Origin of the sequence: Allostreptomyces psammosilenae, from assembly GCF_013407765.1 — a bacterium.
In the GTDB taxonomy this organism is placed as follows: domain Bacteria; phylum Actinomycetota; class Actinomycetes; order Streptomycetales; family Streptomycetaceae; genus Allostreptomyces; species Allostreptomyces psammosilenae.
On the sequence record NZ_JACBZD010000002.1, the window covers coordinates 183,583 to 200,764 of the forward strand.

14 protein-coding genes are annotated in these 17,182 nt (G+C 75.0%); 5 read left to right on the top strand and 9 right to left on the bottom strand.

Annotated features, from left to right (window positions below):
- Positions 1 to 238: 238 nt before the first annotated feature.
- Complete coding sequence (locus FHU37_RS23105) at positions 239 to 586, bottom strand: DUF8819 family protein (RefSeq protein ID WP_179816611.1); 348 nt, start codon at positions 584 to 586, stop codon at positions 239 to 241.
- 233 nt (positions 587 to 819) lie between these two features.
- Between FHU37_RS23105 and FHU37_RS23110 the strand changes: the two genes are divergently transcribed.
- Both FHU37_RS23110 and FHU37_RS23115 read left to right on the top strand, forming a co-directional pair.
- Positions 820 to 3,459: a SpoIIE family protein phosphatase gene (locus FHU37_RS23110; RefSeq protein WP_179816612.1), complete on the top strand. Its 2,640-nt coding sequence runs from the start codon at positions 820 to 822 to the stop codon at positions 3,457 to 3,459.
- A gap of 101 nt (positions 3,460 to 3,560) precedes the next feature.
- A complete protein-coding gene (locus FHU37_RS23115) occupies positions 3,561 to 4,295 on the top strand; it encodes a copper homeostasis protein CutC (protein ID WP_179816613.1) in 735 nt (244 codons plus the stop codon).
- A gap of 174 nt (positions 4,296 to 4,469) precedes the next feature.
- On the opposite strand, the gene FHU37_RS23120 is transcribed toward FHU37_RS23115, so the two are convergent.
- Together FHU37_RS23120 and FHU37_RS23125 are read right to left on the bottom strand one after the other, a co-directional pair.
- A complete protein-coding gene (locus FHU37_RS23120) occupies positions 4,470 to 5,363 on the bottom strand; it encodes an IS982 family transposase (protein ID WP_179816614.1) in 894 nt (297 codons plus the stop codon).
- Between the two features lie 62 nt (positions 5,364 to 5,425).
- On the bottom strand, positions 5,426 to 7,459 hold the full coding sequence (locus FHU37_RS23125) for a HelD family protein (protein ID WP_246451355.1): 2,034 nt from the start codon (positions 7,457 to 7,459) through the stop codon (positions 5,426 to 5,428).
- 837 nt (positions 7,460 to 8,296) lie between these two features.
- Here FHU37_RS23125 and FHU37_RS23130 point away from each other — a divergent pair.
- Complete coding sequence (locus tag FHU37_RS23130; RefSeq protein ID WP_179816616.1) at positions 8,297 to 9,460, top strand: PP2C family protein-serine/threonine phosphatase; 1,164 nt, start codon at positions 8,297 to 8,299, stop codon at positions 9,458 to 9,460.
- Positions 9,461 to 9,484: 24 nt separating this feature from the next.
- Here FHU37_RS23130 and FHU37_RS23135 read toward each other — a convergent pair whose 3' ends face one another.
- Positions 9,485 to 11,149 (bottom strand): DNA repair helicase XPB, encoded by a 1,665-nt coding sequence (locus tag FHU37_RS23135; RefSeq protein WP_312892813.1) that lies wholly within the window; start codon positions 11,147 to 11,149, stop codon positions 9,485 to 9,487.
- Between the two features lie 227 nt (positions 11,150 to 11,376).
- Between FHU37_RS23135 and FHU37_RS23140 the strand changes: the two genes are divergently transcribed.
- Positions 11,377 to 11,955, top strand: a complete 579-nt coding sequence (locus FHU37_RS23140; RefSeq protein ID WP_179816618.1) for a Uma2 family endonuclease — start codon at positions 11,377 to 11,379, stop codon at positions 11,953 to 11,955.
- A gap of 102 nt (positions 11,956 to 12,057) precedes the next feature.
- Complete coding sequence (locus FHU37_RS23145) at positions 12,058 to 12,615, top strand: DinB family protein (RefSeq protein ID WP_179816619.1); 558 nt, start codon at positions 12,058 to 12,060, stop codon at positions 12,613 to 12,615.
- 50 nt (positions 12,616 to 12,665) lie between these two features.
- On the opposite strand, the gene FHU37_RS23150 is transcribed toward FHU37_RS23145, so the two are convergent.
- The 5 genes from FHU37_RS23150 to FHU37_RS23170 form a co-directional block, all read right to left on the bottom strand.
- Positions 12,666 to 13,361: a response regulator gene (locus FHU37_RS23150; protein ID WP_179816620.1), complete on the bottom strand. Its 696-nt coding sequence runs from the start codon at positions 13,359 to 13,361 to the stop codon at positions 12,666 to 12,668.
- A complete protein-coding gene (locus FHU37_RS23155) occupies positions 13,351 to 14,607 on the bottom strand; it encodes a sensor histidine kinase (protein WP_179816621.1) in 1,257 nt (418 codons plus the stop codon). Before FHU37_RS23155 ends, FHU37_RS23150 begins: the two co-directional genes overlap by 11 nt.
- A 53-nt stretch (positions 14,608 to 14,660) precedes the next feature.
- Positions 14,661 to 15,413, bottom strand: a complete 753-nt coding sequence (locus FHU37_RS23160; RefSeq protein ID WP_179816622.1) for an ABC transporter permease — start codon at positions 15,411 to 15,413, stop codon at positions 14,661 to 14,663.
- A 68-nt stretch (positions 15,414 to 15,481) separates the two neighbouring features.
- Complete coding sequence (locus tag FHU37_RS23165; protein ID WP_179816623.1) at positions 15,482 to 16,432, bottom strand: ABC transporter ATP-binding protein; 951 nt, start codon at positions 16,430 to 16,432, stop codon at positions 15,482 to 15,484.
- A gap of 178 nt (positions 16,433 to 16,610) precedes the next feature.
- Positions 16,611 to 17,039, bottom strand: a complete 429-nt coding sequence (locus FHU37_RS23170; protein WP_179816624.1) for a protein-tyrosine phosphatase family protein — start codon at positions 17,037 to 17,039, stop codon at positions 16,611 to 16,613.
- Positions 17,040 to 17,182: the final 143 nt, after the last annotated feature.

Genomic DNA, 17,182 nt, shown 5'->3' on the forward strand with positions numbered 1-17,182 from the left:
ATTTTCAGGGCCGTCCCGGTCAACGGTTCGGCGCGCGTTGATCGATCAGTGTGGCCGGAAAACCATACGAAAGGGTGTGTCGGGGCGGGTGGGGCGGCTGTGGTTTCGCGGTCGGGACGCCGGGCGGGCGCCACGCGGTGCGGCGCCACGCGGGCCGGTCGCCACGCGGGCCGGGCGCCACGCGGTGCGGCGCGAGGCGGTGCGGTGCCTTGGCGGGGGCGGGTGCCGCGGACGGGGGTCAGCGCAGCTCGCCGACGGCGGCGACCACCTCCGCCTGGGCCGGGCAGACCCAGTGCGCGTCCTCCCCGAGTTCGGGCTCGACGACCAGCGCGTGCGGGTCGGCGCTGTCGCGGTGCAGCGGGCACAGCGGCCAGCGGCCGTGCGAGGTGAGCAGGGCGTCCTGCATGTCCTGGGCGACGAGCCCGGGCAGGAAGCCGGCTCCCTGCGGCCACTGCTCCACCCACCACCGCCGGTGGGTGATCGCGTCCTCCAGCAGGGAGACGACCTCGGCGTCGTCCGCCCCGCCCGCCGACAGGTCGTGCAGCACGAGGGCGCGGGCGTGGTGCAGGGCCTTCTCCAACTCCATGCCGGCCATTGTGCCGCCGCGCCGGGGTTCGGAGTTGTCCACAGGCCGGAGGAGGGGGCTGCGGCGCGCCGAGCCGGCGTGGAATCCTGGGAACAGGGGGTCCCCCGAGGGCTCCCCAGCGGGCGTTGCGCTGCCGCCCCCTCACCCGGCCGGCGGACGGCGGAACCGCGCTGACCAGTGCGGACGCCCGGGGCGTAGCTGCGGGACGGGCCGTGCGGGCGCACACTGGGGACATGGGCGACTTCGATCCGTCGGAGGTGTCACCGCGGCGGTTTCCCCGGGAGCCGGCGAGCGTGGCGTCGGCCAGGCGGTTCGCGCGGGCGGCCCTGGGCGGTGTCTCCTCGGATCTGGCGGACACCGCCGAGCTGCTGGTCAGCGAGCTGGTGACCAACGCGGTGCTGCACGCGCACACCGAGGTCGAGGTGTCGGTCTGGGCGCGCGGCGGCAGGGTCGGCGCCCGGGTGAGCGACCACCGGCCGTGCCGCGGGCCGGCCCTGCGCGCCTACTCCCCGTACGCCGGCACCGGGCAGGGGCTGGCCCTGGTGGAGCGGCTGGCGTCCCGGCACGGGGTGGAGACCGGCGCCGGCAGCAAGACGGTGTGGTTCGAGCTGTGGCCCGAGGGCGCGACCCCGCCGCCGTCCGGGTGGGGCGACGCCGGCCCGCCCCCCGGCTGCGGGCGGACCGTGACGCTGGTCGACGTGCCGGCCGGGCTCTACTCGGCGTCCCAGCAGCACCGGCACCTGCTGCTGCGCGAACTCGTCCTCGCCGCGTCCGCCGGTGAGCGGTTCGGTGTGCCGCCGGACGATCTCGTCGTCGCCCACGACACCAACAACGTGATCAGCGCCTGCGTGACGGCCGCGCTGGCGGACCGGCCCAGTGAGGGGGAGGCCCGCTCCGTGCCCATGTCGGTGCCGGCGGACGTCGTGCCGGCGGTGCGCACTCTGCGCCGGGTGCTCGACCTGGCCGAGGAGGCGGCCCGGGACGAGCGCCTGCTCACCCTGCCGGCCTTCCCGCGCTCCCGCGTCTTCCAGCAGTGGCTGTTCGACCAGATCATCGGCCAGCTCGCCGGCGAACGCCCCACCGCGTGGACGGTGACGCGCCGCGAGCCGGGCGCCAGCCCGTCGGAGCTGGTGCCGTGGGAGGCGAGCCACCTGGAGGGCAGCCGGGTGCCGACGATCGCCGCGAACGAGGACAACCGGATCATCGCGGCGAACCGTCCGGCCGCCGACCTGCTCGGCTGGAACGCGGACGACCTCGTCGGACGGCGGCTCACCGCGGTCATCCCCGAGCACCTGCGCCGGCGCCACGTCGCCGCCTTCACCTCGCTGCTGCTCACCGGCACCCCGCGCATCGTGGGCCGTTCGGTGCCGCTGCCGGCGCTGCACCACGACGGCCGCCTGGTCCCCGTGCGCCTGTTCATCCAGATCCAGGAGACGGCCGACGGCCGCACCGTGTTCGTCGCCCAGCTCACCCCGAGGGCGACCGCGTCCATCGCGGCGGGCGTCTCCGGCCGGAGCCGGCACGCCGCGCTGCAGGAGCCGAGCGGACGGTACCCGACGACCACCGCCCCGGCGCTCGGCCGTCCGCCGAGCGCCGCGACCGGGGCGGGCATGTCGGCGCTGGAGCGGCTCACCCTGCAGGCGGAGATCGGCGACGCGCTGAGCAACACCCAGGATCTCGACGAGGCGCTGCAGCGGGTGGGCCGGAGCCTGACGCGCCGGCTGGCCGACTGGTGCGCCGTGGACCTGTTCGGCGAGCACGCCCGGGTGGAGCGGGTCTGTGTCGTCCACCGCGATCCCCGGGTGCTCCGTCCCGAGGCGTACGAGGGCCCGCTGCCGCCGGTGTCCGAGGCGGCGCGGGGGCCGCTGGCCCGGGTGCTGCGCGGCGCGGGACCGCTGCTGCTCGGCGAGGTGCCCCCGCCGAGCCAGGCCAGCAGTCCGCTGGACGCCGAGTACCGGGAGTTGTTCCGGCGACTGGGCGGGGGCAGCGCCATCGTGGCCCCGCTGCGGGCCCGCCGGGAGATCTTCGGCGCCCTGACGGTGGCCCGCACCAGCGGGGACCGGCCGTTCACCGAGGGCGATCTGGCCCTGGTGGACGAGCTGGTCCGCAGCCTCGCGCTGGGGGTGGACAACGTCCGCCTGTACCAGGAGACCCGCAACATCGCCGAACGCCTCCAGCACTCCCTGCTGCCCGTGCTGCCGGACCTCGGCCACCTGCGGGTGGCCGCGCGCTACGCCTCCTCCTCCACCACCGCGCAGGTCGGCGGCGACTGGTACGACTGCTTCGTCCTGCCCAGCGGGGGCGCGGCGCTGGTGATCGGCGACGTCACCGGGCACAACCTGGACGCGACCATCGCCATGAGCCAGCTGCGCAGCATGCTGCGCGGCATCGCCGTCGACCGCCAGGAGCCGGCCGGAACGGTCCTGCGACGCCTGGACATGGCGAACCACAGCCTGTTCCGGGAGGCCATCGCCACCTGCCTCTACGGCATCGTCAAGGGCCCCGCGGAGGGCCCCTGGGAGCTGGAGCACTCCTCCGCCGGGCACCTTCCGCCGCTGCTGACCACCGAGGAGGGCGGGACCCGCTTCCTGGAGGGGGGTTCGAGCCTGCTGCTGGGCATGGATCCCGACCTGCCCCGCCCCGTGGCCGTGAATCCGCTCCCGGCCCGTTCGACCGTGCTGCTGTACACCGACGGCCTGATCGAACGACGGGACGAGCCCCTCGACCACGCCATGGAGCGGCTCCGCCGGCACACCGCCGACCTGGCGCGCGAACCGCTCGACGTGTTCTGCGACGAACTCCTCATCGGGCTGGGTGCCGACAGCGAGGACGACATCGCCATCCTGGCCGTCCGCCCCGTCCCGGCGTCCTGACCCCCGGCGGTGCGCGGTCCGTGCCCGGGCACCGGTTCGGGGGTGTCCGCATCGCGGGGAACGGTCGCGCGGGGCGTCCCCGGTGTGGCACGCTTGGGCACATGTCTAGACCAATCCTTTTCGAGGTGATCGCCACCTCCGTGGACGACGCGGTGGCGGCCGTGGCCGGTGGGGCGGACCGCCTCGAAGTGGTCACCGACATGGCCGCCGACGGCCTGAGCGTCGCCCCCGAGGAGTTCGCCCGGATCCGCGCCGCGGTGCCCGTGCCGCTGCGGGTGATGGTCCGCCAGCGGGACGGCTTCGCCGCCGGCGACCTCGACGCGCTGCGCCACCGTGCCGAGCGGCTGCGCGCCGAGGGCGCCGACGAGTTCGTGCTGGGCTTCCTGGACGCCGCCGGCGCCGCGGACCTCCCCGCCCTGCGGGCCGTGCTGGAGGTGCTGGGCGGCTGCCGCTGGACCTTCCACCGCGCCCTGGACGGCTGCGCGGACCGTTCCGCCCTGCGACGGGCGGTTGCCGGACTGCCCGGCCTCGACACCTTCCTGACCGCCGGATCGCCGGCCGGCGTGGACTCCGGCCGGCGGGTGCTGGCCGAGGAGGCGGCCCGCCACGCGGCCGGCGAGCCCGGCCACGCCCCGCGCGTGCTGGTCGGCGGCGGCCTGCGCCGCGAGCACCTGCCGGAACTGGTCGCCGCCGGCCTGGACGCCTTCCACGTGGGCGGCGCGGTGCGCCACGCGGGCTGGGACTCCCCGGTGGATCCGGCCGCGGTGCGCTCCTGGCGGGAGGAACTGGACGGCCTCCGCACGGCGGCCATGGCCGGGGCGCCCGACCGCGGGTGAGCGAGGAGGCTGACCGCGTCCGACCGCGGGAGGGTGCGCGGGCTGCCGGGAGGGGGCGGGGACGCGCGGGCTGGCGGGACGGGGCGGGGATGAGGGACACGGCGGGGCGGTAACCGCCCCGCTCGTGCCCCGTCCCCCCGCCCGTTCCCCGCTAGATGATTGAGTCCGATGTTCTCAGTGGTCGTAGGCGATCAGTGAGCGTTTGACTGGGGCGTTGGTGTTCCAGTTGTGCCAGATCGCGGCGGCGAGGGCGAGGAGTCGTTGGGCGGTGCGGGCGAACACCCCTTGGGGTGTTCGCCCGCCGTGTTGCTCGAGGCTGAGCTGGCCTTTGAGGGTGTCGAAGACGGCCTCGATCCACTGGCGGGAGCGGGCGAGCCTGCCGTGGCGGGCTGGTTCGTCCTTGCGGTCCGGGCGAACGAGGTGGATGCCGAGCCGGTCGGTGAGGAACGCCTCGAACTCCCGCCCGGCGAAGCCCTTGTCCGCGAGGATGACCTGGCCGGCTCGCACGAGGTGGTGGTCGCGTTCGAGCAGTGCGGTCATCACTTCCCGCTCACCGATCCCGGGGGTGGCCAGGCACCAGGTGACGGGCATGCCTTCGGCGGTGGTGACGAGGTAGAGGCGTAGGCCCCAGAAGTAGCGGGAGTGGGAGCGGCAGTAGCCGTAGCCGGCCCATCCGGCCAGTTGGGAGCGTCTGACGGTCTCGCGTGAGGCGGCGCATGGGAGGGGTGTGGAGTCGATCAGCCGTAGGTTGTCCTCCCATGTGGGCACGGTGCGGGCCAGTGCCTCGATCACCTGGGAGATCAAAGGTCCGGCCGTGTTGAGGCGCTTGGTGTAGCCGGACTGCTGGGGCAGGTAGCGGAACAGGTGCCGCAGGCGGGCGTGGGCGAAGCGGAGCCAGTGGCGGGTCGAGGGGAAGCCGAGCAGGGCCTGTGCGACGGCCAGGCACAGCAGTTCCGCGTCCGAGAGTTTCGGGGGTCGCCCGATCCGGCGACGCGGGGCTGTTGGGGCCACGTGGTCGTCGATGAACACGTACAGTGCTGCCAGAAGGGCGTCTAGGTTTGTCGTCACACACGAACCAACGGACGCCCTTCGTCATGGTCGCGGCCAGCCCAAACATCGGACTCAATCATCTAGGGGCGCGGCCGCTCGGCCAGTTCCTCCGGCAGGTCCTCGCCGTGCACCACCAGCAGCCCGGACACCGGCCGGGTCAGCACCACGTACAGCCGGCGCAGCCCGGTGCGGCGGTCCGGTTCGCCGGCCACCACCGCCGCCGGCTCGTGCACGACCACCCAGTCGTACTCCAGGCCCTTCGCCAGCGAGGCCGGGACCAGCGTCAGCCGGCACTCGGCGGAGGTCTCCCGCCCCGGCTCCAAGTGGTCCAGGCCCGCCTCGGCGAGCGCCGCCGCCAGCTCCGGCAGGCGCGCGTCCGCCGCGATCAGGCCGATCGAGCCCTCGTTCTCCAGCGCCGTCCGGCAGGCCCGCACCGTGGCGGCGGTGGTCTCCTCCAGCGGGGCCCGCACCACCCGCAACGCGCCGGGGGAGCGTCGCACCGACGTCGCCGGCGCCAGCCCGGGAGCGATGGCCGGCAGCAGCCGGGAGGCGAACGCGATGACCTCCTCCGGCACCCGGAAGCCCTGGGTGAGTTCCTCGACCACCCCGTCCTCCTGCCCGAGGTGGCGCAGCGCCTCCTCCCACGTCGAGGTGGCCCACGGGGTGGTGCCCTGCGCCAGGTCGCCCAGGACGGTCGCCGAGCCGGTGCTGCACCGGCGCCCCACCGCCCGGTACTGCATGGGGGAGAGGTCCTGCGCCTCGTCCAGCACGACGTGGCCCAGCGCCCCGATCCGCTCCACCAGGTCGGTGGCCTCGTCCACCAGCACCGCGTCCGCCGCCGTCCACGGCGCCGACCGCACCCCGCGCGCCGGCTTCGGCCAGCGGATCGCCGCCTGCTCCTCCTCGCTGAGCAGGTCCCGCGCGCACTCGGCCAGGAACTCCGGCTCGCCCAGCAGGCGCATCACCACCTTGGCCGGCTCGACCACCGGCCACAGCCGCTTGACCAGGTCCTTGACCTCCCGGCTGCGGGCCACCGCGTCCTGCACCCGGTCGTCCGGCGCCTCCCCGGCCGCCTCCATCCGCAGCAGCACGGTGTGCGCGATCCGCTGCGCCAGGGCCTGCCGGGCCGCGCCGTAGCGCACCCCGCGGGAACGCAGCTCAGCCACCACCTCCACCAGCTCGTGGGCCGGGACCCGCCACCGGCGGGAGCCGCGCACCACCACCAGCGACTCCGTCGGCTCCACCACCCCCGACCAGACGGCGCGGCGCAGCACCTCCGCCATCCGGGCGTCGCCCTTGACCAGCGCCGCCGCGGGGGTGTCCACGGCGCGCACCGGCACGTGCGCGACCAGCTCGTCCACCGTCGCCTGCCCGACCCGCACCTCGCCGAGGGCCGGCAGCACCTGCTCGATGTAGCGCAGGAAGGAGCGGTTGGGGCCGACGACCAGCGTGCCGGTGCGGCGCAGCCGCTCGCGGTGGGTGTAGAGCAGGTAGGCCACGCGGTGCAGGCCGACGGCGGTCTTGCCGGTGCCGGGCCCGCCCTGGACGCAGACCGTGCCGCTGAGCGGGCGGCGCACCAGGACGTCCTGGTCGGGCTGGATGGTGGCGACGATGTCGCGCATGGGGCCGACGCGCGGGCGCTCGATCTCGGCGGTCAGCAGGGCGCTGGTGGTGGCCATCTCGTGGGGGTCGGTGAGGTGCTCGTCCTCGTAGGCGGTCAGTTCGCCGCGGGTCCAGCCGAAGCGGCGGCGCAGCGCCACGTCCATCGGCCGCTCGCGGGTGGCCTGGTAGAAGGACTGCGAGACGGGGGCGCGCCAGTCCAGCACCAGGGGGTCGCCCTCGGCGTCGTGCACGTGCCGGCGGCCGATGTAGAAGCGTTCGTGCTGGGGGCGGTCGTCGGTGGCGTCGTCGTGCGCGAGGTCGATGCGGCCGAAGAACAGCGGGGTGTCGGCGAGGTCGGCGAGGGCCGCGATGCGCAGCTGGACCTGGGCCCGCAGCGCCTCGGCGGAGACCCAGGTGGCGGCGGTGTCGGTGAGGTCGAGCGACTCGGCGTCCTCCCGCATGGCGCGCAGCGCCGCCCGGGAGGCCCGCAGGTGGGCGCGTTCCCGGTCCAGCGGGCCGTCGGCGGAGGCGTCGCCGGGGGCCTGGGCGGAGGGGACGCCGGGGGCGTGGGTGCTGGTGACGCCGGTGCTGGCGGCGTCGGCGGGCCCGGCCGGGGTGGGGTGGGGAACGGCGGGCTGGTGAGGCTGGGTGGGCACGGGAATCCGGAACCTTCTCATCGGGCCCCGCGCGCGACGCACCGGTGGGTCGGCCGAACGGAGCATGCCGTCGGACCGGCCCGGGCGTACCGGCCGTGGCCGGGACGGCCGGCCGTCGCACGACCCGGCCGGGTACGGCCTGCCGGACGGGACGGCCGTGGCCGGCGGTGACCGGGGCCGGGCGTGACCGGGCGCGCGTCGCGGGGACGTGACGCGAACGGGGACACCGACCGGTGCCGACCGGTCGGTACCTCCCCCGGCTGCCCGGGGCGGCGAGGCGGCCCGTGCTCGGCGCCACGGCGTCCGACGAGGTGACGAGACGACACGTCGTCGGCGCCCGGAGGCCGGTGCGCGACAGGCGACCCCGCGGCCCGCGCGGTACCACGGTTCGGGAGGCGGCAAGAGCGACCGAGCATAGTGACGGCCGCCGGCGCCGTCCAGCACCCTGTCCCCATCCGGCCTCGGTGCCCCATCCGGCCTCGGTGCCCCATCCGGCCTCGGTGCCCCATCCGGCCCCGGCGCCCCATCCGGCCCCGGCGGCCCATCCGCCCCACCCCCGCCGCCCCCGGCGACCCGTCCGGCCCAGCCGGACGCCGCCGGCGGCGTGGCGTCCGTGCCGTTCCGGGGTCCGGCGATGCCCGGCGCGGACCCGCCATAGATACTGATAACGGGACGAACAGGACGGAAGCGACTATGTGGCGCCAAAAGCTGTCCGAACGGGAAGCGCAGCTGTACGGCATCCCGATGCCGCGCTGGCTGCCCTGGCTCGACCTCGTGCCCTGGGCCAGCGTGGTGCTCATCTTCCTGGCCGACATGCTGACCGGGGAGAGCGTCGAGCTCGACGCGGCCCTGGTCGCCCCGCCCGCCCTGGCCGCGGTGTTCGGCCGCAACGCCTGGCTGCCGCTGCCGGTCGGCGTGGTCTCCGTCCTCGCCTACGTCTCACTCGGCCTGGTGCACCACCATGGCGAGGCCCAGTGGATCGGCGACCTGCGGACCAACGCGGGCCTCAGCGCGATCGTCGTGGTCACCCTGATCAGCTGGGTCCTCGGCGCCGCCCGCCTGCGGCTGCAGAAGCGCGTCGCCGACGTCAGCCTCGTGGCCGAGGTGACCCAGCGGGTGCTGCTGCGCCCGCTGCCGCCGAAGATCGGCCCCGTGCGGGTCTCAGTGCGCTACGTCGCCGCGATGGAGCACGCCCGGATCGGCGGTGACCTGTACGAGGTCGTGCTGACCCGCCACGGGGTCCGCGCGATCATCGGCGACGTGCGCGGCAAGGGGCTGCTCACGGTGGAGACGGCGGCCTCCGTCCTCGGGTCGTTCCGGGACGCCGCCCACGAGGAGGAGACGCTGCGGGCCCTGGCCGGACGGCTGTCCCGCAGCGTGGAGCGGGTGCTCGGCCCGGAGGACTTCGTCACGGCCGCCCTGGTGGCCGTGCGCGACGGGGAACTGGACACGCTGGTGCTCGGCCACCCCCCGCCGCTGCTGCTCACCCGCCCGCCCGGGGAGCGGGACGAGTGGCGGGTGGAGGCGCTGGAACCGGCCGACCCCGCCCCGCCGCTCGGCGTGGTGATCGACGAGGAGGCCCAGCTCAGCGTGGTGACCCGGCGCTGGGAGCCGGGGAACCGGCTGCTGCTGTACACCGACGGCACCACCGAGGCCCGGGACCGCCGCGGCGAGTTCTACCCGCTGGTCGAGCGGATCGGGCGCAGCGCCCGGCTCCCCTGCGAGCGGGTGCTCGACGACCTCCTCGGCGACGTCCAGCGGCACCTCGGGCACAAGGGGCACGACGACGACGCCGCCCTGCTGCTCCTGGAGTACGACCCCACCGGCGGCGGCTCCTCCCCCCGCCCCGCGCACTGACCGGCCGGGGGCGCCCGGAGCCGCTCAGACCCCGTCCGGGACCCCGCCGCCGGACAGGATGTCGTCGGCGTCCACGATCCGGTAGGCGTAGCCCTGCTCCGCCAGGAACCGCTGCCGGTGCGCGGCGAACTCCTGGTCGACGCTGTCCCGCGCGACCACCGAGTAGAACCGCGCCGCCCGCCCGTCCGCCTTCGGCCGCAGCACCCGGCCGAGCCGCTGCGCCTCCTCCTGGCGGGAGCCGAAGGTGCCGGAGACCTGGATCGCGACGGCCGCCTCCGGCAGGTCGATGGAGAAGTTGGCCACCTTGCTCACCACCAGCACCGACAGCTCCCCGGTACGGAAGGCGTCGAAGAGCTTCTCCCGCTGGGCGTTGCTGGTGTCGCCCTTGATCACCGGCGCGCCGAGCCGGGCGCCGAGCTCGTCGAGCTGGTCGATGTACTGCCCGATCACCAGGGTCTGCTCGCCCTGGTGCAGCCGCACCAACTGCTCGGTGACGCGCTGCTTGCTCTCCGTGGTGGCGCAGAAACGGTACCTCTCCTCGGACTCGGCGGTGGCGTAGGCCAGCCGCTCGGAGTCCGTCATGGTCACCCGCACCTCCACGCAGTCGGCCGGGGCGATCCAGCCCTGCGCCTCGATCTCCTTCCACGGCGCGTCGTACCGCTTCGGGCCGATCAGCGAGAAGACGTCGCCCTCCCGGCCGTCCTCCCGCACCAGCGTGGCGGTCAGCCCCAGCCGCCGGCGCGCCTGGAGGTCCGCCGTGAAGCGGAAGATCGGGGCCGGCAGCAGGTGCACCTCGTCGTAGACCACCAGGCCCCAGTCCCGGGAGTCGAACAGCTCCAGGTGCGGGTAGACGCCCTTCCGGCGCACCGTGACCACCTGGTAGGTGGCGATGGTGACCGGCCGGATCTCCTTCTTGCTGCCGGAGTACTCGCCGATCTCGTCCTCGGTGAGCGAGGTGCGGCGCAGCAGCTCGGTCTTCCACTGGTGCGCGGAGACCGTGTTGGTCACCAGGATCAGCGTGGTGGCCCGGGCCCGGGCCATGGCCGCCGCGCCGACCAGCGTCTTGCCGGCGCCGCACGGCAGCACGACCACGCCGGAGCCGCCGTGCCAGAAGCCCTCCACCGCCTGCGCCTGGTACGGGCGCAGCGACCAGCCGTCCTCCCGCAGGTCGATCGGGTGCGCCTCGCCGTCCACGTAGCCGGCCAGGTCCTCCACCGGCCAGCCCAGCTTCAGCAGCGTCTGCTTGATCTGCCCGCGCTCCGAGGGGTGCACCACGACGGTGTCCGCGTCGATCCGGGCGCCCACCAGCGGCTTGATCTTCTTGCTGCGCAGCACCTCCTCCAGCACCGGGCGGTCGGTGGTGACCATCACCAGCCCGTGCGCGGGGTGCCGCAGCAGCTGGAGCCGGCCGTAGCGGGCCATGGTCTCGGCCACGTCCACCAGCAGCCCGTGCGGCACCGGGTAGCGGGAGTGCGCCACCAGCGCGTCCACCACCTGCTCGGCGTCGTGCCCGGCGGCACGCGCGTTCCACAGGCCGAGCGGGGTGATCCGGTAGGTGTGCATGTGCTCCGGCGCCCGCTCCAGCTCGGCGAACGGAGCGATGTCGCGCCGGCACTCGGCGGCCCTGGGGTGGTCCACCTCCAGCAGCAGCGTCTTGTCGCTCTGCACGATGAGCGGTCCGTCGGTCACGTCGCCATCCTCTCCGCTGTCCGGGAACGGCCCACCGTGGGAACGCGAGCCCGTGGCGCGCGTGACTCGTGAGGCGGGCGGTCTGGCTGTGGCCCGTGCGGGGGCCAAACACCCAGTGTCGCGCATCGGCGAAGGTTGGGTGGCCCGAACGGGTGACGGCGGTGGTTCACGGCCGGACACCACTGCCACACTGGCGTCGACGGCTTCGACGGAGGCAGGTGAGCGGTGTGAGTGCGGTCGAGGACCACGCGGGTGCCTGGACGATAGAGGACGTCCTGGCGCTGGAGGACGACGGCAAGCACCGGTTCGAACTGTGGGGGGACGCGCTCGTGATGTCACCGGCGGCGGGCTTCAAGCATCAGCGGGCGTCGCGTCGCCTGGCCAATCTCCTGGAGGCCGCCGCCGAGGCCGCCGGCGCGCCGGTGGAGGTGCTGGAGGCGGTGAACGTGGTGCTGCCGAGCGGGATGTGCGTGCCGGACATCGCGGTCGTCGAGAACGCGGCCGCCGCCACGGACCCGGTGACCGTGGACGCCGAGGCGGTGTGGCTGGTCGTCGAGATCGTCTCGCCTTCGCCGGCGGGCCGGCGGATCGACCGTATGGTCAAGCCGCTGCTCTACGCGGAGGGCGTCATCCCCGGCTACTGGCGGCTGGAACTCCAACCCGTGCCCGAGCTGGTGGTGGCCGAGTGGCAGGACGGCCGGTACGTCGAGCGTCTGGTCGCCGAGCCGAACCGGACCACGCTGATCGAGAAGCCGTTCCCGGTCTCGGTGGATCCGATGGACCTGGTGCGCCCGGCGCGGGGCTGAGCGACGCCCGTGCCCTCGCGGGGCCGAGGTATCGCGGACCGGAGTTGACCTAAAGGCGGCCTAGCGTTCCTCGTGTCGGACCAACCGAGGAAGGGGCATCCCATGGCCACCACCAGCGCTGCCGCGAACACCACCCCCGAGAGCACCCCCGTCGTCCTGGCGGACGAGCGCACCCAGCTCCTGGGCATCCTGGCCGAGCAGCGCGACACGCTGCTGATCACCGTGCGCGGCCTCGACGACGAGCGGGCGGCGCGGCGCACCACCGTGAGCGAACTGACCCTCGGTGGTCTGATCAAGCACGTCGCCCGCACCGAGGCGTTCTGGGTGCGGCTGATGCGCGAGCGCGACGGCCTGCTGCTGCCGGGCGACCTCGACGAGGAGCGGATGCGCCTGTCGGACGGGGAGACGCTGGACGGCATGCTGGCGGAGTACGCGGCCGTCGCCGAGGCCACCGAGGCGGCCGTCGCGGCGCTGCCCGACCTCGACGTGGCCGTCCCGCTGCCGGACTTCCCGTGGGCCCCCAGCGACGAGCCGGTGTACTGGTCGGCGCGCCGGGTGCTGCTGCACCTGCTGCGGGAGACCGCGCACCACTGCGGCCACGCCGACATCATCCGGGAGTCGCTGGACGGCGCCAACACCACCATGCAGATGGCCGGCTGAGCACACGGCCGGCTGATCCGTGCGGCGCCCGCCCGGCCTCGGCCCCGGCCTCAGCCGAGGATGCCGCGCTGGTAGGCGGCGGCGACGGCCGCGGCCCGGTCGTTCACGCCCAGCTTGGCGTACAGGTGGGTGAGGTGGGTCTTCACGGTGGCCTCGCTGACGAACAGGGCCGCGGCGATCTCCCGGTTGGTGGTGCCCCTGGCCACCAGGGCGAGGACCTCGAACTCGCGCGAGCTGAGCGGCCGGCCCTCCGCCGGGCCGGCCGCGCCGGGCGCGCGGACCCGGGAGACCAGCCGGGAGGCCACGGCCGGGGAGAGCACGGTGCGGCCGGCCGCGGTGGCCCGGACCGCCGTGAACAGCTCGTCGCGCGGGGCGTCCTTGAGGAGGTAGCCGGTGGCGCCGGCCTCGATCGCCGGGAGGGTGTCGGAGTCGGTGTCGTAGGTGGTCAGCACCAGCACCCGGCAGCGCAGGCCGCGCCGGACCAGTTCGGTGATGGCGGCCACCCCGCCGCCGCCGGGCATGCGCAGGTCCATCAGCACCACGTCCGGGTCGAGGCGTTCGGCGAGCGCCACCGCCTCGGGGCCGCTGGACGCCTCGCCGAGCACCGAGAACCCCGGGGAGGCCGCGAACATGCCGCGCAGCCCGTCGCGCACCACCGGATGGTCGTCGACGAGGAGCAGCGTGATCGGGGTGGCGTCCCGCGCGGGAGCGGCGTCGGGAGCGGCGGCGTCGGCGTCATGCGTCATGGCGCACCAACGGTACGTGGGCGGAGACGGCCGTGCCGGCCCCGGGTTCCGACTCGATCAGCAGGCGGCCGGCCACCCGCTCGGCGCGGGCCCGCATGCCGCCCAGTCCGAAGCCGCCCGCGGTGGAGCGCGGCGGCCGGCCGTCCGGGTCGAAGCCGCGGCCGTCGTCGCGGACGTCCAGGGTCACCTGGTCGTCCAGGTAGCTCAGGGTCACGCCGACCCGTGCGGCGTCCGCGTGCTTGGCCACGTTGGTCAGCGCCTCCTCGGCGATGCGCAGCAGCGCCGCCTCGATCTCCTCGTGGAGCGGCTCCGCGGTGCCGGTGACGGTGAGCTCCGGGCGCGCCGCGGAGGTCGTCGACCACCGCGCCACCGCCCTGCGCAGCGCCTCCGGCAGCGTGTGGTGCTCCAGCGGCCCCGGCGCGAGGTTGTGCACCGAGCGGCGGGCCTCGCCCAGGCTGTGCCGGGCCAGCGCGGCGGCCCGCTCCACGTGGGCGCGCGCGGTGGACGGGTCACCGCTGTCGGCGGCGGCCTGCAACTGGGCGATGATGCCGGTCAGGCCCTGGGCCAGGGTGTCGTGGATCTCCGCGGCGAGACGGCGGCGCTCGTCGGCGATCCCGGCCTCCCGGGCCTGCACCAGCAACTGGGCCTGGAGCGCCTCGTTCTCCGCCAGCGCCTGCTCCAGGCGGGCGTTGGCGAGCTCCAGCGCCTCGATGGTGACCCGCTGCTCCCGTGCCTTCTCGGCCTCCTGGTCGCCGAACCGGTCGAGGACGATCGCCAGGCAGGACTGCAGGGCGAAGAGCGCCCCGAACAGCGCCCACTGAAGGAAGGCGCCCGTGGGCGGGCCCAGCACCCCGGACTGGGCGCCGGACATGGTGACGGCGACCGACAGCAGCCCGTACCGGCGCAGCGGGGCCGGGAGCTGGCGGCCGGCATCGAAGTAGCCCATCAGCGCGTAGACGCAGAAGAACGGGTTCGCCCAGCTCAGCGCCAGGGCGAGCACCGCGCGCCCGACGAAGTAGCAGGTGCGGGGGCGGGACGCCTGCGGGAGCGTGCGCAGCGGCCGGTCCCACGCCACCTGCCAGCCCAGGGCCACCACGGCGAGCACGGCCGCCGCGTACGCCTCCTCCCGGTTCATCAGGGTTCCCACCGCGGCGGTCGAGATCACGGCGCCGACCCCCAGCAGCGCGTAGGGGCCCCACCGGTAGAACCGTGCCCAGCCCGGGGCAACTGGTGATGCGTCGGTCATTCGTCCCTCCCCGCGTCGTACGCCGCCCCGCCCAACCCGCGCGCGACGCCTGGCTACTCCCAGCGGAACCAGCGCGCCGCCACCGCGGTCAGCCCCGCGGCCCACACGGCGAGCACGGCCAGCAGCGACCACGCCGGCCAGCCGCCGGTGGCGGCCTGGTCCAGGGCCTGGGTGGCCGCGCCGAACGGGGTGAGTTCCAGCACCCGGAGCAGGGGGTCGGGCAGCACCTGGATCGGCACGTACACCCCGGCCGCGAACATCGCCGGGAAGAAGACCATCATGCCGACCGCCGAGGCGACCCGCACCGTCCGGGAGAACGCCGTGATCACCGCGCCCATGGCCAGCACCGCCAGCACGGCGAGCGCCAGCGCCACGGCGTAGCCGAGCGGCTGCTCGGGCAGCGCGATCCCGAAGGCCAGCCGACCCACGGCCAGGACCAGCAGCGTGGAGAGCACGACGGCGACGGCGTGCAGGGCGATCTGGGCGGCCAGCAGGTCGGCGGGGCGCGCCGGCGTGGTGCGCATCCGGCGCAGGATGCCCTTCTCCCGGTAACCGGTCAGCACGGTGGGCTGGGTCTGCAGGCCGGCCGAGATCAGCCCGATCAGCACGGCGGTGGGGGCGTACAGGTCGATGACCCGGCGGCCGCCGATGTTCTCGTCGGCCTCCCGGAAGCCGGGCACCAGGCCGAGGGCGACGAGCAGCAGGGTGGGGAACGCCAGCACCCAGAAGAGGGTGGACGGTTCCCGGAGGAACAGCCGGGCCTCCGTCCGCAGGACGGCCACGGAGGTGGGGGTGAGCACGGGCATTGCGGATGTCTCCTGGGGTGGATGGACCGGGTGGGGCGGGTGGGCCGGGCCGGGTGGGCCCGGCGGCGTCACGGGGCCGGCACCTCGGGCTGCTCGGCGGGGTCGGACTGCTCGGTGAGGCCGGACTGCTCGGTGAGGCCGAGGAAGGCGTCGTCCAGGGTGGTGTCCACCACCCGCAGCTCCCTCGCGGTGATCCGGCTGCGGGCGAGCAGGGTGATCACGGCGTTCACCGTCTCGTCGGTGCCGTGGATGGTCAGGCGCCCGTCGCGCTCGGCCACGGACGTCGCACCGGGCAGCGCGGCCAGCTCCGCGTCGGGCAGGGGTTCGGAGGGCCGCAACGAGATCACCGTCGGGCTCGCCGAGCGGCTGATCAGGCCGTCCGGGGTGTCCAGCGCCACCACGCGGCCCCGGTCGATGACGGCGACCCGGTCGCACAGCCGCTGGGCCTCCGCCATGAAGTGGGTGACCAGGAGGATCGTCACCCCGGACGCCCGGATGTCCTCGACCATCTCCCAGGTGTCGCGGCGTGCCCGCGGGTCGAGCGCGGTGGTCAGCTCGTCGAACACCACGATCCGCGGGTTCCCGATCAGCGCCAGGGCGATGAACAGGCGCTGCTTCTGCCCACCGGACAGCTTGCCGAAGGGCTTCCCCAACAGCTCGCCGAGGCCGAGCCGGTCGGCGAGGGGCCGCCAGGCGGCCGGCTTCGGGTACAGGGCGGCGTACAGCTCCAGCGCCTCGCGGACGGTGAGCCTCGCCTGCAGCTCGCTCTCCTGCAACTGCACCCCGAGCAGCCGGGTCAGCTCGCGCCGGTCGCGTGCCGGGTCAAGCCCGGCCACCCGCACGGTTCCGGCGTCCGCTGTCCGCAGGCCCTCGACGCACTCGACGGTGGTGGTCTTCCCGGCGCCGTTGGGGCCGAGGATCCCGAAGATCTCCCCCTCCTCGACGGCGAAGGTCACGCCGTCGACGACGGCCTTCCCGCCGTAGGACTTCCGGAGCTCGTTGACTTCGACGATCGACATGCCTTCAGCCTGGCCGCGCAGCCCTCGGCCCGGTATCGGCCATCACGCTCGGACGGGCATCAGCCGATCGGCTGATGCCCGTCCACCACCCGTCCATCGCCCGGCCCGCTCCGGCGGCTGGTCCGGCCGGGCCGGGGCCCCGTGGCCGCTCGCGCCGGTGCGGTGGCCGGCCGTGCCGTCACCGGAAGCGGGCGACGTAGCGGCGCTGCCACGGGGTCTCGACGGCGCGCCGGGCGTAGTTCCGCCGGACGTACTCCACCGCCTGGTCGTTCGGTACCCCGTCCAGCACGGCGAGGCAGGCCAGGGCCGTGCCGGTCCGGCCGAAGCCGCCGCCGCAGGCCACCTCGACGCGCTCGCCGCCGGCGCGCGTCCACGCCTCGCGCAGGGTCTCGGCGGCTGCCGCGCGGTCGCTGGGCAGCCAGAAGTCCGGCCAGCGCAGCCAGCGGCTCTCCCAGCCGACGGCGGGCGGTTCCTGGCCCAGCAGGTACACGGCGAAGGTCGGCTCCGGCCCGTCCGGGAGCGGGTGGCGCAGCCCCCGCCCACGCACCAGCCGGCCCGATGGCAGTCGCAGCACGCCCCGCGCCGAGGGCTCCCAAATGGCGGTCATGGGCGCGAGCCTAGCCACCGGGCGCGGCCCCGCCCATGGGCCGGAGCGCTCCGGGCGGGGCCGTTCGCCCACGGCTGACCGGACCCCTGCGGGCGGTGGGTGGGCCGGCCGGCCGCGCGGTTCGGTCGCCGTCCCGCCGCGCG

What these genes read in the sequence shown, in the direction of transcription:
- FHU37_RS23105 (WP_179816611.1), bottom strand. Translation starts at nt 586, where the DNA reads ATGGAGTTGGAGAAGGCCCTGCACCACGCCCGCGCCCTCGTGCTGCAC.
- FHU37_RS23110 (WP_179816612.1), top strand. Translation starts at nt 820, where the DNA reads ATGGGCGACTTCGATCCGTCGGAGGTGTCACCGCGGCGGTTTCCCCGG.
- FHU37_RS23115 (WP_179816613.1), top strand. Translation starts at nt 3,561, where the DNA reads ATGTCTAGACCAATCCTTTTCGAGGTGATCGCCACCTCCGTGGACGAC.
- FHU37_RS23130 (WP_179816616.1), top strand. Translation starts at nt 8,297, where the DNA reads ATGTGGCGCCAAAAGCTGTCCGAACGGGAAGCGCAGCTGTACGGCATC.
- FHU37_RS23145 (WP_179816619.1), top strand. Translation starts at nt 12,058, where the DNA reads ATGGCCACCACCAGCGCTGCCGCGAACACCACCCCCGAGAGCACCCCC.
- FHU37_RS23150 (WP_179816620.1), bottom strand. Translation starts at nt 13,361, where the DNA reads ATGACGCATGACGCCGACGCCGCCGCTCCCGACGCCGCTCCCGCGCGG.
- FHU37_RS23155 (WP_179816621.1), bottom strand. Translation starts at nt 14,607, where the DNA reads ATGACCGACGCATCACCAGTTGCCCCGGGCTGGGCACGGTTCTACCGG.
- FHU37_RS23160 (WP_179816622.1), bottom strand. Translation starts at nt 15,413, where the DNA reads ATGCCCGTGCTCACCCCCACCTCCGTGGCCGTCCTGCGGACGGAGGCC.
- FHU37_RS23165 (WP_179816623.1), bottom strand. Translation starts at nt 16,432, where the DNA reads ATGTCGATCGTCGAAGTCAACGAGCTCCGGAAGTCCTACGGCGGGAAG.
- FHU37_RS23170 (WP_179816624.1), bottom strand. Translation starts at nt 17,039, where the DNA reads ATGACCGCCATTTGGGAGCCCTCGGCGCGGGGCGTGCTGCGACTGCCA.